Here is a 15,091-nt window from a genome sequence, read left to right on the forward strand (position 1 = left end):
CTACCATACTCTAGCTCGACAGTTTTGAATGCAGTTCCCAGGTTGAGCCCGGGGATTTCACATCCAACTTAACGAACCACCTACGCGCGCTTTACGCCCAGTAATTCCGATTAACGCTTGCACCCTCTGTATTACCGCGGCTGCTGGCACAGAGTTAGCCGGTGCTTATTCTGTCGGTAACGTCAAAACACTAACGTATTAGGTTAATGCCCTTCCTCCCAACTTAAAGTGCTTTACAATCCGAAGACCTTCTTCACACACGCGGCATGGCTGGATCAGGCTTTCGCCCATTGTCCAATATTCCCCACTGCTGCCTCCCGTAGGAGTCTGGACCGTGTCTCAGTTCCAGTGTGACTGATCATCCTCTCAGACCAGTTACGGATCGTCGCCTTGGTGAGCCATTACCCCACCAACTAGCTAATCCGACCTAGGCTCATCTGATAGCGCAAGGCCCGAAGGTCCCCTGCTTTCTCCCGTAGGACGTATGCGGTATTAGCGTCCGTTTCCGAGCGTTATCCCCCACTACCAGGCAGATTCCTAGGCATTACTCACCCGTCCGCCGCTCTCAAGAGGTGCAAGCACCTCTCTACCGCTCGACTTGCATGTGTTAGGCCTGCCGCCAGCGTTCAATCTGAGCCATGATCAAACTCTTCAGTTCAAACATCTTTGGGTTTTGAGAAAACCCTAAACTTGGCTCAGCAATCGTTGGTTACATCTTTGATTTCTCGCGGAGTAACTTGTGATGCTGATAATCTGTTGACTAGCAGTCTGACTCCACAAGCACCCACACGAATTGCTTGATTCAGTTGTTAAAGAGCGGTTGGCTGAGTCTTTCGTCTCAACCGAGGCGCGCATTCTACAGCGCCCCGTGTATCTGTCAAGCGGTTATTTTCAGAAGTTTTCAAAGTTTCCTTTGCAACTTCAACCACTTGCGCTTCCGATCTCTCGTTAGCGGGAGGCGAATTCTACAGCGTTACTCGCTGCTGTCAACACCTCTTTTTCACCGCTTTCGACCGAGAAGATCGAACCGCCGATAGAGCCAAACAACACCGCTCTACCTGCTCCTTCCGGGCCTCGATGAACTGAAGCCCAACACCTTCGAAACCTACTTAACTCATTGAATCTCAAGGAGTTTTCCGTTTCGACTGCGCCGGAAGTGGGGCGAATTATAGACTTCCAGAATCTGCCGTCAACACTTAATTACGCTTTTGTTGCAGAAGGGACTTTCCCACCCAGCAAACGCGGGATCCGGCGCATAACCGGCGGGACTCTTAGCATCAACAGTACAGCCCCTATAAAGGCGTATATCGCCCACTCCTTCAGATCTGCCCGCACGATCCACAGCATATGCAGCAACCCAAGCCCCAGGATCAGATAAACCAGGCGATGCAATTTCTTCCAACGCACGCCAAGCCGCCGCTGACTGTAGCGATTGGATGTAACCGCCAGCGCCAGCAGACCGAGAAATCCAAGCGCCCCGACAATAATGTAAGGCCGCTTGCTCAACTCGACGCCCAGCTGCGACCAGTCGAACCCCAATATGAAGGCCGCATACCCACTCAAATGCAGCACCACATAAGTAAAGCACCACAACCCCAACTGCCGCCTGACCGCAATCCACCCCGCCCATCCCGTCAGCCTTTGCAGCGGCGTCATGCTCAAGGTGATCAACAACAGGATCAACGTGCCCAACCCGAGCCGATCCACCAGCACCTTGCCCGGGTCAGGACCCAGCGAGTTCATCAAGGCTTCGTAAAGCCAGAACAAGGGCCAGACCGCCGCCGCGATGAAGATGCCGACTCGCCAGACTGGAAAACGCATCAGTAATCCTTCCTCAGGTCCATCCCTGCATATAAAGAAGCGACTTCATCCTGATAGCCGTTGAACATCAACGTATCGCGAACATTGGGACTGAACAGCCCGCTTGGTAAACGACGCTCATGCGCCTGGGTCCACCGCGGATGATCGACCGTCGGATTGACGTTGGCATAGAAACCGTATTCGTCAGACGCGATGCTCTGCCAAGTCGTCTTCGGCTGCTCACTCACCAGACTGATACGCACGATGGACTTCACACTTTTGAAACCGTATTTCCATGGGACCACCAACCGCAGCGGCGCGCCGTTCTGGTTCGGCAACTCCCGCCCGTACATTCCCACCGCCAGGATGGCCAACGGGCTCATGGCCTCATCCAATCGCAAGCCTTCGACATACGGCCAGTCGATCAAGGCGAAACCGGAACGCTGCCCCGGCATGACCTTGGGATCCTGCAGGGTTTCGAAGCGGATGTACTTGGCCTTGGAGGTCGGCTCGACCTGCTTGAGCAATGCAGAGATGGGGAAGCCAATCCACGGAATGACCATCGACCAGGCCTCGACACAGCGCAATCGATAGATACGTTCTTCCAGTTGATAAGGCCTCATGAAGTCTTCCAACCCGTAGCGTCCTGGCTTGCCCACCTCCCCGTCCACGACCACGCTCCAGGGTTCGGTCTTCAACGACCCAGCATTGGCTGCCGGGTCTCCCTTGTCGGTTCCGAACTCATAGAAGTTGTTGTAATGGGTCGCGTCCTTGAACGGCGTGATGGGCTCATTCTTGACCGTGACCGCGCCCCATTGGACTGAAGGCAGTTTCTCGGCAAACCAGGACGGCGCCTTGCCGGGCTCGACATCGGCATAACGCGCCGCATCGGCAGCACTGGCCCATTGAGGCAAGCTGCTGACGGCGAGGCCAGCCAGGGTTGCACCGAGCATTTGCCGACGGGATAGATAGAGGGATTCGGGCGTGACGTCCGATTCACGGCAGTCGGACGACTTGGGGATCTTGATCAGCATGACAACTCCGCAGTATTGGAGGGCAGGTGCACCAATAGACTGCGGAGTATGGGGGAAATTACATTAAGGCAACGTTTAGCGTCGACGAAGGCGCAACAAGTATTGCACCGGTCCGGAGGCGGCATAGCCCAGGAACACCAACAACAGGATACGCGGCGGATCACTGAACACCACTGCGAACACCAGCACCACCGCCAGAATCGCCACGAACGGCACACGGCCCTTCAGGTCGAGCTCCTTGAAGCTGTTGTACTTGATGTTGCTGACCATCAACATCCCGGCCGCCGCAACCAGCAACGCCACCAGGAACGACATTTTCGACCCCTGGATGCCGTAGTCGCTGAATGCCCAGACAACACCTGCCACGACACCCGCCGCGGCCGGACTGGCCAGGCCGATGAAGTAACGCTTGTCAGCCTTGCCAACCTGGGTGTTGAAACGAGCCAGGCGCAACGCCGCCCCCGCCACATAGATAAAGGCAACCATCCAGCCGACCTTGCCCATGTCTCCCAGTGCCCAGCCGAACGCCAGCAAGGCGGGAGCCACGCCAAAGGCGACCATGTCGGACAGTGAATCATACTCGGCGCCAAACGCACTCTGGGTATTGGTCATGCGGGCCACACGCCCGTCAAGGCCATCGAGCACCATGGCGACGAAGATCGCAATGGCGGCGAACGCGAAGTAACGGCTCGCCCCTGCGCTATCCCCAGCGCTCAAGGCAGCCTGGGCACTCATGGAGTTGATGATGGAATAGAAACCGGCGAACAGGTTCGCGGTGGTGAACAGGTTCGGCAACAGATAGATGCCACGATGCCGGACCTTACGGCCTTCAGCGTCATGGCCTTCTTCGACGTGCTCATCGATGGGCAACAGGCTTTCGGCGTCAGGAGCCTGGTTTGGCTCGTCGGGACGTTCGCTCATGGACAATACCTTGCAACGGTGTGAAAAAATTCGACAGATGTCTGGGACGACGGTTCGGCCGCAAACGATGCAGCTTTATACCAGAAGCCACCGCCCAAACGAAAAAACGCGGCCGAGGCCGCGTTTTTCGATCAAGTTCGCGACTTAGTTCTTGGCTTTGTCGACGATCTTGTTGGCACCGATCCACGGCATCATCGAGCGCAGTTGCTCGCCGATGATTTCGATACCGTGAGCGGCGTTGTTGCGACGCTTGGCGGTCATCGAAGGATAGCCGGTAGCGCCTTCGCTGATGAACATCTTGGCGTATTCGCCATCCTGAATACGTTTCAGGGCGTTGCGCATGGCCTGACGGGATTCGGCGTTGATGACTTCCGGACCGGTCACGTACTCGCCGTATTCGGCGTTGTTGGAGATCGAGTAGTTCATGTTGGCGATACCGCCTTCGTACATGAGGTCAACGATCAGCTTCAGTTCGTGCAGGCATTCGAAGTAGGCCATTTCTGGCGCGTAGCCAGCTTCAACCAGGGTTTCGAAACCGGCCTTGACCAGCTCGACGGTACCGCCGCAAAGAACGGCTTGCTCGCCGAACAGGTCGGTTTCAGTCTCGTCCTTGAAGGTGGTTTCGATGATGCCGGTACGACCGCCACCCACGCCAGCAGCGTAGGACAGGGCCACGTTCTTGGCGTTGCCGGACGCATCCTGGTAGATCGCGATCAGGTCAGGGATACCGCCGCCTTTCACGAACTCGGAACGCACGGTGTGACCCGGGGCCTTCGGCGCGATCATGATCACGTCGAGGTCGGCACGTGGCACAACCTGGTTGTAGTGGATCGCGAAGCCGTGGGAGAAGGCCAGGGTGGCGCCTTTCTTGATGTTCGGTTCGATTTCGTTCTTGTACAGCGCCGATTGGAACTCGTCCGGGGTCAGGATCATGACCAGGTCGGCCGCAGCAACGGCAGAAGCCACGTCGGTCACTTTCAGGCCATGGGCCTCGGCCTTGGCAACGGTGGCCGAGCCTTTACGCAGGCCGACAGTCACGTCAACGCCGGAATCTTTCAGGTTGCACGCCTGGGCGTGACCTTGGGAGCCGTAGCCGATGATGGCGACTTTCTTGCCCTGGATGATCGACAGGTCGCAGTCTTTATCGTAGAAAACTTTCATGAATTTCCCCTATATCCGGCCGTTCAGGCCATTCGCTAATTTGGTTTAGATGCTCAGTACTTTGTCGCCACGGGCAATCCCGGTGACACCACTGCGTACGGTTTCCAGAATCGAGGCAGTGCCGATCGATTGAATGAAGCTGTCGAGCTTGTCGCTGGTACCGGTCAACTGAACGGTATAGACGCTGGCGCTGACATCGACGATCTGCCCACGATAAATATCGGTAGTGCGTTTGATCTCGGCGCGCTGGGCGCCGGTGGCCTTGACCTTGACCAGCATCAGTTCACGCTCGATGTGAGCGCTTTCCGACAGGTCCACCAGCTTGACCACCTCGATCAGCTTGTTCAGGTTCTTGGTGATCTGCTCGATGATTTCATCGTGCCCTACGGTGGTCAGCGTCAGACGCGACAGGGTCGGGTCTTCGGTTGGCGCCACGGTCAGGCTTTCGATGTTGTAGTTGCGCTGTGAGAACAGGCCCACTACACGAGACAGCGCACCCGGTTCGTTTTCCAGAAGCAGGGAAATAATATGTCGCATGATTAGGTACGCTCCGTCTTGCTCAGCCACATATCGCGCATGGAGCCGTCTTTGATCTGCATCGGGTAGACGTGCTCGCTGGTGTCGACCGCAATATCGATCACCACCAGGCGATCCTTCATGGCGAACGCTTCCTCCATCTTCGACTTCAAATCCTTCGATTCGGTGATGCGCACGCCAACGTGACCGTAGGCCTCTGCCAGCTTGACGAAATCAGGCAACGATTCCATGTACGAGTGCGAGTGACGGCTGCCGTAGCTCATATCCTGCCACTGGCGAACCATCCCCAACACGCCGTTGTTCAGGATCACGATCTTTACCGGCAAACCGTATTGCAGGCAGGTGGACAGTTCCTGGATGTTCATCTGGATGCTGCCTTCGCCCGTGACGCAGGCGACATCAGCCTCTGGGAAGCTCAACTTGATGCCCATGGCCGCCGGGAAACCGAAGCCCATGGTGCCCAGGCCGCCGGAGTTGATCCAGCGATTGGGTTTGTCGAACTTGTAGTACTGCGCAGCGAACATCTGGTGCTGGCCCACGTCGGAGGTCACAAAGGCATCGCCCTTGGTCACTTCGCACAGGGTTTCGATCACGGTCTGCGGCTTGATCACACTGCCGTCACCCTTGTCATAAGGGAACAGGCCACGATCGCCGCGCCATTCATCAACCTGCTTCCACCAGCTGGCCACGGACTCCTTGTTTGGAACCTCGCCGATTTCCTTGAGGATGGCGACCATTTCGGTCAGCACGCTCTCTACAGGACCGACAATCGGCACGTCTGCCTTGATGGTCTTGGAGATGGACGCTGGGTCGATATCGATGTGGATGATCTTGGCGTTCGGGCAGAATTTCGCCGGACCATTGATGACGCGGTCGTCGAAACGTGCGCCGACCGCCAGGATGACATCGGCGTGGTGCATCGCCAGGTTGGCGGTGTAGCTGCCGTGCATGCCGAGCATACCGATGAACTGACGGTCGGTGCCAGGGAACGCACCCAGGCCCATCAGCGTATTGGTGACCGGCAGGTTAAGCATTTTCGCCAGTTCGGTCAGCGGCGCGGAGCCACCGCCGAGGATCACGCCACCACCGGAGTACAGCACCGGGCGCTTGGCCGCCAGGAGCATTTCGGCTGCCTTGCGGATTTGCCCGGAGTGGCCGCGTACGGCCGGGCTGTAGGAACGCAGCTTGGCTTTTTTCGGGAAGATGTATTCGAACTTCTCGGCCGGATTGGTCATGTCCTTCGGAATATCGACCACGACCGGGCCCGGACGACCGGATTCAGCCAGGTAGAAGGCCTTCTTCATGACTTCCGGGATCTCCGACGCATGCTTGATCATGAAGCTGTGCTTCACGATTGGCCGGGAGATACCGATCATGTCGGTTTCCTGGAATGCATCGGTCCCCACCAGGGTGCTGGGCACCTGGCCGGAAATGATCACCATCGGAATGGAGTCCATGTACGCGGTGGCGATACCGGTGATGGCGTTCGTGGCGCCTGGACCAGAAGTCACCAGTACCACGCCGGCCTTGCCGGTGGCACGGGCATAGCCGTCAGCCATATGCGTGGCCGCCTGCTCGTGACGAACCAGGATGTGGGTCACTTCCGGTTCTTTGAACAGGGCATCATAGACATGAAGAAGAGCACCACCGGGGTACCCGTAGATATATTTGACGCCTTCGTCACGCAAAAAGCGGACGAGCATCTCACCGCCAGATAAAAGCTCCACGTTGTTCACCTCTAAAACGCCAGAATACCGACCCACAAAAAAGGGGACGGGTCTTAATAGGTTTACTTCTCGGCAGAGCATGAGCGACGGTGGTCGCCGACTACGTCAGCACTGACTGAGCAAGTATTGGGATCGTCCCAAGTGTTGCGGGCCTTTCCCACCCAGCGCGAGGTAACGCGTTGCGGGTGTAACAGGTCGGCGCGGATGTGCGCCTCATGATCTGCTGAGTGGGCCTGCTTCTGGCAGTCCCTCTACAGCGGACTTTGGATTCTTCTGTTTCGCCTCCTTCAAGTCAAGTCGTCTATGTGCTTTATTCGAAGTAAGCGCATGAGAACGCAAGAAAAAACCTTTAAACGGCAACTGTGTTAGCTTCAATTGCGCAACCCATGACAAGGAAACAGCATGCGAATGATTTTCTTGACGGCCAGCCTGCTGGTTGGCCTGAGCCCGATGTGCATGGCCGGTCAGGTCTACAAATGGGTGGACGCCCAGGGCGTTACCCACTTCGGCGCCCAGCCGCCCGAAGGCACGGAGGCCACGACCGTGATCAAGTCCGCCCCGCCGCCCGCCAAACCGGCGGCACCGCCGTCTGGCGGAGTCATTGGCGACCAAAAGGCCATCGACCAACAGGTCAAGAAACAGATTGCCGAGCAGGAAGCCCAACTCAAGGCGTTCTGCGAACAGGCCCGGACCAACCTGGCGCAATTGCAGAACAATCCCAGGGTGCGGGAAGACGTGGAGGGGGAAATGCGCCGCCTCACCGATGAGGAGCGGCGCCTGCGGATCGACGAGACCCGCAAGCAAATCGAGGAGAACTGTCAGTAATGGCGGTCAGCCGGCGTTGCTGATCAACTGATCGAACTGCGCCAGCAGCCGCTGCAACTCGATGCCCTGCCCTGGCCGCTGGGCATAGACCATCTCGGCCATGGCAAGGATGCCCGAGGCGTTGGGCAGCGGCAGGTCGTTTTCCAGGATGGCTTTCATCCTGGGCAGGAAAATCCATTGCAGCCATTGCTCGAAATCCAGGGTGTCGACCGCGAACGGCTCGACACTGGCCAGCGCCTGCGCCGAAGGCGACACATCGCTCCACCAGCCCTGGACCCGCAGTTCCCGCTCGATCAACAGCAACTGATCGGCGATCTGAGGAAAACGCGTATCCATCAGAGCGAAACCTTGGCCTTCTGACGGGCCAATGCCGCGCCAGCGGAATCGCCCTGTTTCTCACGGGCCTGGGCGATCAATCCCCACAGGCTGGCCTGAAGCGCCGGACGACCACTGGAGAATGTCAGGCCACGACGGGCCAGCTGTTCGGCTTGCGGCGCATCGCCTTGGGCCATGCGCACCTGGGCCAGGCGATAAAGCACCTGAGGTTCGCGCGGCGCGACACGTTGGGCACGCTCCAGGCTGGAAGACGCACCGTTGAGGTCACCGCCGGCCTGTTGTTGTTGCGCGGTGGTCAGCAGGGCCAGCACCGGGCCGTCGAGCTGTTCATCGGCGGACAGGCCACCGGCGCCTGCCGACGGGATACTGCTCGGCGTCGAAGGCATGCTGTAGCTGCCCTGATCGATCGGCGAGGTTTCGATTGGCCCGGGGGTGATCGGGCCCGGCGTGATCGGTGTGCTGCTGATCGGCGCCGAGGTCGTCGCGCCGCCACCTGGCACCATCACGACAACACCGGTGTCGCCCTGCGGGATTGCCTGGACCTGACCCTGCGCCGGCCGCTTCACCGTCGTCTGACGGAAACCGCCGTTGGCAGAAACCCGCTCACTGTTGGAAACAGCGGTGCCGGAGTCAACGACCGGAATCGAACCACGTTGTACGGTAGAGCAACCACTGAGCAAAGCCACGGCCGTTACCGCTGGAATCAACCACTTGTTCACTTGAAACCCTCTTTGCTTAATTCATCCAGTCCTTGACCCAATCCATCACCGATTCGGCGGGATTCGTGCCGCCACAGGCAGCACCGGGTGGCGGTTCGCTACCGCGAATATACGGCATCTGCACAGCGCCCGGGCAATTGGCATCGGAGCCTTGCCCCGTGCGCGAATCGACCCACGCCTGGACGATGTTGTCCGGTTGCGGCATGTCCAGCGGCAACGGGTCGGCCTTGCGCATGAAACTGGTCCAGACCTGCAGCGCACCGGTGGCACCGGTGAACGGGGTCTTGCCGTTGTCATCACGTCCGAGCCAGACCACTGCCAGCAGGTCCTGGCTGAAACCGGCAAACCAGCTGTCGCGCGAGTCGTTACTGGTGCCGGTCTTACCCGCCAGGGTCAGGGTCCGAGGCAGCACGTTATAGACCGAACTGCCGGTGCCTTCACGCATGACTCGCTGCATCGCGCTCTGGATCAGGTAAATGGAGGCTGGATCGAAACGCTGCTGGATCTGGAATGGATAACGCTTGAGCGGCTCGCCATCGGCGGTCAGCACGCTGCGGATCCCGCGCATCGGCGTATTGAAACCGCCGTTGGCCAGCGTCTGGTACATGGCCGCCACTTCGATCGGCGTAAGGCCACCGGCGCCCAACAACATCGATGGGAACGCCGGGAGTTCGCGACTCACCCCCAGGCGCGCCAAGGTCTTGAGTACGTTCGGGACGCCGACTTCAAGCCCGAGGCGAGCCGTCGACAGGTTGTAGGAATGCGCCAGCCCCTGGTACAGGAACACCGTGCCATGGGAGCGTCGATCATAGTTCTGCGGTTTCCAGACCTGGCCATCGGCACCCTTGACGGAGAACGTCTCGTCCGACAACCAACTGGTCAGCGTGTATTGGCTCGGCTTTTCCAGGGCGGTGAGGTAAACCGCCGGCTTGATCAGCGAGCCAATCGGGCGCACCGCATCCAGCGCCCGGTTGAAACCGGCGAAACTGGCCTGCCGGCTGCCGATCATGGCCTGGACTTCGCCGGTTTCCGGGTTGGTCACCACCATGGCCGCTTCGACTTCGTCGGCGCCCTTGCGCCCACCCAGTCGCTTGAAGGTGTCCTCGACCGAGGCTTCGGCCTTCATCTGCAGGATCGGGTCGAAACTGGTGAAGATGCGCAGGCCTTCTTCGGTCAAGTCTTCGTCGCGGTAGTCTTCCCGCAGCTGACGCTTGACCAGGTCCATGAAGCCGGGGAACGAACTGTCTGCCAGGCTGCCACGCTTGGTCACGCCCAACGGCATCTTTTTCGCCGCCTCGACTTGCTCGGCCGTCGCCACACCCTGTTGTTGCAGCAGGTCGAGCACCAGGTTGCGCCGTTCGAGGGCGCGTTCCGGATTACGACGCGGGTTATAGGAAGACGGTCCCTTGACCATGCCCACCAACAACGCCACCTGATGCAACTTGAGCTCGGACAGCGGTTGGCTGAAGAAGAACTGGCTGGCGAGGCCGAAACCGTGCACCGCCCGCTGACCGTCCTGGCCGATAAATACCTCGTTGAGGTACGCCTCCAGGATCTCCGGCTTGTCGTAGTGCAGCTCCAGCAACAACGCCATCATGGCTTCGGTGAGCTTGCGGGTCAGGCTGCGTTCGTTGGTCAGGTAGAAGTTCTTGACCAACTGTTGGGTCAGCGTACTGCCGCCCTGGCGCATGTGGCCCGAGGAGGTATTGACCCAGATGGCCCGGGCAATCGACTTGGGCGAGACGCCGAAGTGATGGTAGAAGTCGCGATCTTCGACGGCGATCAGCGTATCGAGCAGGAACGGCGGCACCTGGTCGATCTTGATCAGGATCCGGTCTTCGAGGTTCTTGGGGTACAGGCCACCAATGAGCAGCGGCTCAAGGCGCACCACCGACAGGCTTGCGTTGTTGGCGCCGGTCAGCGCAGCGACATAATCGCCGGAAAAGCGCACCCGCACCGGTTGCGCCTGCTCCATGCCCTCATAGAACTGGAAGCCACGGGTATTGAGGTCGATGGTATTGCCATTGACCGAGGCCGCACCCGGGCCATTGGCCACGCTTTCACGGCGATAACCCAAGGCATCGAGCTCGGTCAGGAAATCATCCTTGCTCAGCTTCTGTCCGACGAACAGCTCCAACGGCCGGGCATAGACCTTGGCCGGAATGGTCCAGCGCTTGCCGGAGAACTTCTCCTGGACCACGGCATCGAGATAGACCGCAAAACCGGCGAGCACGACGAGGCCCACCAGGCTGAGTTTAAGGGCCCAGCCCAGCCAGGGCCGCAGGCGGCTGGCGGGTGGTTTCTTGGGGGTACGGGGGGATCGGGTACGAGTCATGGCGGCGGATTATACGCACTTTGCCTCGGTTCAACATGAGCCCTCCACGCGGTTTGCGTTAGCGCGGCTTGCGGCCATAATGACGGCCTTGAATTTTCCCAGTCTATGAAGGACCGCCCGTGAGCCAATCCCTGATCACTGCCCTGCAAAACCCGGCCCTCTACCCGCATCCCGTCGAAGGGTTCCAGGTCATCGAGACCCACATTTCCTGGGTATTGCTCACTGGGCCATACGCCTACAAATTCAAAAAACCGGTCAACTTCGGCTTCCTCGACTTCACCAGCCTCGAGGCGCGAAAGCACTTCTGTGGTGAGGAGTTGCGCCTCAACCAACGCCTGACCCAGGACCTGTACCTGGACGTCCTGCCGATTACCGGCAGCGCCGAAGCGCCACAGCTGGGTGGCGACGGCCCGGCCATCGAGTACGCCCTGAAGATGCGTCAGTTCCCGCAGAGCGAACTGCTCAGCACGTTGCAAGCCAACGGCGAACTGACCACCGCGCACATCGACGAGATGGCCGCGCAGATCGCCCAGTTCCACCTCTCCACGCCCAAGGTACCAGCTGACAACGACGCTGGTACCCCGCAAAGCGTGATGGCACCAGTGCTGCAGAACTTCGAACAGATCCGCCCGTTCCTCAGCGACAAGGCCGACCTGTTGCAACTCGAAGCCCTGCAAGCCTGGGCCGAAAGCAGTTTCGAACGCCTCAAGCCGCTGTTCACCCAACGCAAGGCCGAAGGTTTCATCCGCGAATGCCACGGTGATATCCACCTGGGCAACGCCACCGTGATCGACGGCAAGGTGGTGATTTTCGATTGCATCGAGTTCAACGAACCGTTCCGTTTCACCGACGTCTACGCCGACACTGCGTTCCTGGCGATGGACCTGGAAGACCGCGGCCTGAAATCGCTGGCACGGCGCTTCGTCAGCCAGTACCTGGAACTGACCGGTGACTACCAGGGCCTGGAGCTGCTGAACTTCTATAAAGCCTACCGCGCCCTCGTCCGGGCCAAAGTCGCGCTGTTCAGCATGCCGGCCGAAGCCGATCCGGTACAGCGCGCCACCACCCTGCGCCAATACCGCAACTACGCCAACCTGGCCGAAAGCTACAGCACCATTCCTTCGCCTTTCCTGGCCATCACCCACGGTGTTTCGGCTGTCGGCAAAAGCCATGTCGCAATGCGCCTGGTCGAGGCACTGGGTGCCATTCGCCTGCGTTCGGACGTGGAGCGCAAGCGCCTGTTCGGCCAGCAACAGGTCCCCAACGATCCACAGGCCGGCATCTATAGCAGCGACGCCAGCAGCGCCACCTACGCCCGCCTGCATGAAATCGCCGCGGCGATCCTGCGCGCCGGCTTCCCGGTCGTGATCGATGCCACCTACCTCAAGCACGATCAGCGCGACGCCGCGGCAAAAGTCGCCGAGGCCACCGGCGCTCCGTTCCTGATTCTCGACTGCGATGCGCCGCAAGCGGTCATCGAAAGCCGCCTGGCACAACGTCAGGCCGACCAGAAAGACCCCTCCGATGCGAATCTGGCGGTCATTGCCGCACAACAATCCAGTCGCGAAGCCCTGACCCCGGCGGAAATTCTCTGCAGCAAACGGGTCCAAACCAACGAAAGCGGCACACTCGACATCGTGGTCGCGCAGATCCGTCAACGCCTGCCAAGCCTGTAACTATTTCGGCCGTGAAGCGATGCCCGGCTTCACGGCCGTCAAATAGTGGCACTATACTGGCGTCATAAAACCAACAGGTGATATGAAATGAGTCTCCCCAAGCTTCTCACTACCCCGCTTTATGCCCTGCTGCGCAAAGACGATATCGCCGGGTTCAACAGCGAACGCCCACAAGGTCCAGTCGACATGCGCGGCGGCGATTTTCGAGGCCTTGATCTGCGGGAACTGAACGCGGACGACGTTGATTTCAGCGACGCCTACTTCCGCTCCGCCGATCTGCGTGGCATCGATTTTCGCAAGTCGTCACTGGAAGGCGCGAGCCTGGCCCACGCGCAAATCTCCGGTGCCTACTTCCCGCCGGAGCTGTCTGCGGACGAGATCCTGATGTCGATGAACTTCGGCACCCGGTTGCGCTACCGCACTCGCTGAACCTGTTTGAAGCGGGTCGGCCAGCGAGCGGACCTGCCACAGACTGAAACGGATCTCCAGCGCCCCCGCTTGCGCTGGAGCATGTAGTTTGCAGCCTTTTCCCACCCCATCGTGCGTAATGCCTTAGAAGCTTTTGCGTCGAATCCGACCAAACAATCACGCTTTTCCTACTGACCGCTACACTGCTCAGAAGCTTGCCCACTGCACCAATCGGCCATCGCAAGGAGGCTCGATGAATGATGAACTGCAACACCTGAAGAATCTGGGCAAGACATCAGCCCAGTGGCTGCACGCCGTGGGCATTCACAGTGCCTCGGATCTACGCCGGCTTGGCGCGGTGGACGCCTATCGCGCCGTGCGCACTCGGGGCTTCCGGGCCTCCAAGGTGTTGCTGTACGCCATCGAGGGCGCGTTGATGGATGTGCATTGGAATGACATCCCCGCCGAGCGCAAAGAAGCCCTGAATAAACAGCTGGACGCCATTTCAACGCGCCATAAGCCCTGACGCCCCTTTCGTTTCCAGCGCGAACCCTGGCCGCGAGGTTATTTCGGCGAATCGCAAAACAATGTTTGACATGGTAATGAGAATCGATATGATTACCACATCCAGTCGCGAGACTGGTCGATATTTGAACAGCCCTTGGTTCGGACTCTCAGATATCTCCTCATCAGGCTAATCACGGTTATTTGACCCGGCTTTTGCCGGGTCTTTTTTTGCCTGTAGAAAATCACTTCCCGGCGTGTTCGCGCATCTGCGCACAGTAATCCTGTGGCGGCATGGCCGGCGTGTACCACACGTAATCCGCCATGGCCGACGTCACCTCGCTGCCCTCCTCGGCCAGCATCAGGACGACCGGTGCCTCGCTCGCGCCAAGATCCAGCGCATGCAGCGGCACGCCGACATCCTTTCGCGCATGCCAGGCACCGGCGAACAGCAGTGCCGGTGTCGGCGCTTGCAGCAGGCGTTCGGTCATGCGTCGGTCACGCTGCTGCTGCACGGCCAGCATCGCTGGCATTTGCGACTCGGGCAGCAAACCGCAGTGGGATTCACGGATTTGCCCCAACAACGCGTCCTTCACAGTGGCTGCATTGGAGCGAGTGCCCATCAAGCTGGGGGCTTGTCGATAGAAACGCTGGATCTCGGCGGCGTCCAGATTGGCGGCCAGCAACGGATAGCGTTGCGCCAGGACGAACTCGACGACGGGGCCATACAGGCTCCAATCCCAGCCGGGCGACCAGTCCAGTGCGCCGGGCAGGTCCTTCGGCAAGGCGGGTAGCTGGCGGACCGAATCAACGCGTGGCTGCTGGGTGGGGGTGAGCATTTCCAGCAACAGGCTGCCCTGGGCCCGCTGCCCGGCCAGGGCCTGGAGCAGCCAGGCCTGCAGTGCGTGGTGATCGCGATTGTCGTGCCGCTCCCCCACCACCACCCGAGGCGCCGTTGCCAAGCGTTCGACCAATGCCTGGGGTGTCACGGCCTGGCCATTGTGCAAATCACGGATTCGTCCGCCGAGTGGGGGCGGTGCGATGCTCTGACACGCCGTCAGTACACTCAATGCCAGAATCAGGAGCAGGCGCACGGCCATATCCTCCA

The 15,091-nt window shown here is 59.4% G+C and carries 14 protein-coding genes and 1 rRNA gene (1 of these 15 only partly in view); 4 read left to right on the forward strand and 11 right to left on the reverse strand.

All coding sequences use genetic code 11. The annotated features are described in order from the left end of the window. The 7 genes from LOY50_RS24190 to LOY50_RS24220 all read right to left on the reverse strand — a co-directional run. A 16S ribosomal RNA gene (locus LOY50_RS24190) occupies positions 1 to 658 on the reverse strand (it extends 879 nt beyond the left edge of the window). 542 nt (positions 659 to 1,200) lie between these two features. Beyond that, positions 1,201 to 1,821, reverse strand: a complete 621-nt coding sequence (msrQ, locus tag LOY50_RS24195; protein WP_258689379.1) for a protein-methionine-sulfoxide reductase heme-binding subunit MsrQ — start codon at positions 1,819 to 1,821, stop codon at positions 1,201 to 1,203. Then, positions 1,821 to 2,834 carry a protein-methionine-sulfoxide reductase catalytic subunit MsrP gene (gene msrP / locus LOY50_RS24200; protein WP_253478283.1) on the reverse strand — a complete coding sequence of 338 codons (1,014 nt, stop codon included), beginning with the start codon at positions 2,832 to 2,834 and terminating at the stop codon, positions 1,821 to 1,823. The genes msrQ and msrP overlap by 1 nt, the downstream gene beginning before the upstream one ends. Positions 2,835 to 2,909: 75 nt before the next feature. Next, the gene (pssA, locus tag LOY50_RS24205) at positions 2,910 to 3,755 is read right to left on the reverse strand and encodes a CDP-diacylglycerol--serine O-phosphatidyltransferase (RefSeq protein ID WP_212798970.1); all 846 of its coding nucleotides are present in this window, start codon (positions 3,753 to 3,755) and stop codon (positions 2,910 to 2,912) included. A gap of 144 nt (positions 3,756 to 3,899) precedes the next feature. Then, the gene (gene ilvC / locus LOY50_RS24210; protein ID WP_003185459.1) at positions 3,900 to 4,916 is read right to left on the reverse strand and encodes a ketol-acid reductoisomerase; all 1,017 of its coding nucleotides are present in this window, start codon (positions 4,914 to 4,916) and stop codon (positions 3,900 to 3,902) included. A 45-nt stretch (positions 4,917 to 4,961) separates the two neighbouring features. Continuing rightward, entirely contained in the window at positions 4,962 to 5,453 is a 492-nt protein-coding gene (ilvN, locus tag LOY50_RS24215; RefSeq protein ID WP_003205610.1) for an acetolactate synthase small subunit, read from the reverse strand. A gap of 2 nt (positions 5,454 to 5,455) precedes the next feature. Continuing rightward, entirely contained in the window at positions 5,456 to 7,180 is a 1,725-nt protein-coding gene (locus LOY50_RS24220; RefSeq protein WP_253478285.1) for an acetolactate synthase 3 large subunit, read from the reverse strand. 402 nt (positions 7,181 to 7,582) lie between these two features. Here LOY50_RS24220 and LOY50_RS24225 point away from each other — a divergent pair, with 402 nt between their 5' ends. Next, positions 7,583 to 8,005 (forward strand): DUF4124 domain-containing protein, encoded by a 423-nt coding sequence (locus LOY50_RS24225; protein ID WP_024618735.1) that lies wholly within the window; start codon positions 7,583 to 7,585, stop codon positions 8,003 to 8,005. A 6-nt stretch (positions 8,006 to 8,011) separates the two neighbouring features. On the opposite strand, the gene LOY50_RS24230 is transcribed toward LOY50_RS24225, so the two are convergent. From LOY50_RS24230 to mrcB, 3 genes are read right to left on the reverse strand one after another with little or no spacing between them, the layout of a single operon-like run. After that, a complete protein-coding gene (locus LOY50_RS24230) occupies positions 8,012 to 8,341 on the reverse strand; it encodes a YqcC family protein (RefSeq protein WP_003205615.1) in 330 nt (109 codons plus the stop codon). Next, positions 8,341 to 9,060, reverse strand: a complete 720-nt coding sequence (locus LOY50_RS24235; RefSeq protein WP_214512632.1) for a M48 family metallopeptidase — start codon at positions 9,058 to 9,060, stop codon at positions 8,341 to 8,343. Before LOY50_RS24235 ends, LOY50_RS24230 begins: the two co-directional genes overlap by 1 nt. A gap of 16 nt (positions 9,061 to 9,076) precedes the next feature. After that, entirely contained in the window at positions 9,077 to 11,395 is a 2,319-nt protein-coding gene (gene mrcB / locus LOY50_RS24240) for a penicillin-binding protein 1B (RefSeq protein WP_214512631.1), read from the reverse strand. Positions 11,396 to 11,514: 119 nt separating this feature from the next. Between mrcB and LOY50_RS24245 the strand changes: the two genes are divergently transcribed. The 3 genes from LOY50_RS24245 to LOY50_RS24255 all read left to right on the forward strand — a co-directional run bounded on the left by LOY50_RS24245 (position 11,515) and on the right by LOY50_RS24255 (position 14,005). Beyond that, positions 11,515 to 13,071: a bifunctional aminoglycoside phosphotransferase/ATP-binding protein gene (locus LOY50_RS24245; protein ID WP_258689380.1), complete on the forward strand. Its 1,557-nt coding sequence runs from the start codon at positions 11,515 to 11,517 to the stop codon at positions 13,069 to 13,071. Between the two features lie 87 nt (positions 13,072 to 13,158). Beyond that, entirely contained in the window at positions 13,159 to 13,500 is a 342-nt protein-coding gene (locus LOY50_RS24250) for a pentapeptide repeat-containing protein (protein ID WP_072411725.1), read from the forward strand. A 232-nt stretch (positions 13,501 to 13,732) separates the two neighbouring features. Beyond that, entirely contained in the window at positions 13,733 to 14,005 is a 273-nt protein-coding gene (locus LOY50_RS24255) for a TfoX/Sxy family protein (protein ID WP_214512629.1), read from the forward strand. 223 nt (positions 14,006 to 14,228) lie between these two features. Here the strand turns inward: LOY50_RS24255 and LOY50_RS24260 are convergent, their stop codons facing one another. Next, on the reverse strand, positions 14,229 to 15,083 hold the full coding sequence (locus LOY50_RS24260; RefSeq protein ID WP_258689381.1) for a ChaN family lipoprotein: 855 nt from the start codon (positions 15,081 to 15,083) through the stop codon (positions 14,229 to 14,231). Positions 15,084 to 15,091 lie beyond the last annotated feature (8 nt).

Origin of the sequence: Pseudomonas sp. B21-010 (assembly GCF_024749325.1) — a bacterium.
Classification (GTDB): Bacteria; Pseudomonadota; Gammaproteobacteria; order Pseudomonadales; family Pseudomonadaceae; genus Aquipseudomonas; species Aquipseudomonas kilonensis.

Coding starts and splice junctions, on each gene's coding strand:
- msrQ (WP_258689379.1), bottom strand. CDS start 1,821: ATGCGTTTTCCAGTCTGGCGAGTCGGCATCTTCATCGCGGCGGCGGTC.
- msrP (WP_253478283.1), bottom strand. CDS start 2,834: ATGCTGATCAAGATCCCCAAGTCGTCCGACTGCCGTGAATCGGACGTC.
- pssA (WP_212798970.1), bottom strand. CDS start 3,755: ATGAGCGAACGTCCCGACGAGCCAAACCAGGCTCCTGACGCCGAAAGC.
- ilvC (WP_003185459.1), bottom strand. CDS start 4,916: ATGAAAGTTTTCTACGATAAAGACTGCGACCTGTCGATCATCCAGGGC.
- ilvN (WP_003205610.1), bottom strand. CDS start 5,453: ATGCGACATATTATTTCCCTGCTTCTGGAAAACGAACCGGGTGCGCTG.
- LOY50_RS24225 (WP_024618735.1), top strand. CDS start 7,583: ATGCGAATGATTTTCTTGACGGCCAGCCTGCTGGTTGGCCTGAGCCCG.
- LOY50_RS24230 (WP_003205615.1), bottom strand. CDS start 8,341: ATGGATACGCGTTTTCCTCAGATCGCCGATCAGTTGCTGTTGATCGAG.
- mrcB (WP_214512631.1), bottom strand. CDS start 11,395: ATGACTCGTACCCGATCCCCCCGTACCCCCAAGAAACCACCCGCCAGC.
- LOY50_RS24250 (WP_072411725.1), top strand. CDS start 13,159: ATGAGTCTCCCCAAGCTTCTCACTACCCCGCTTTATGCCCTGCTGCGC.
- LOY50_RS24255 (WP_214512629.1), top strand. CDS start 13,733: ATGAATGATGAACTGCAACACCTGAAGAATCTGGGCAAGACATCAGCC.
- LOY50_RS24260 (WP_258689381.1), bottom strand. CDS start 15,083: ATGGCCGTGCGCCTGCTCCTGATTCTGGCATTGAGTGTACTGACGGCG.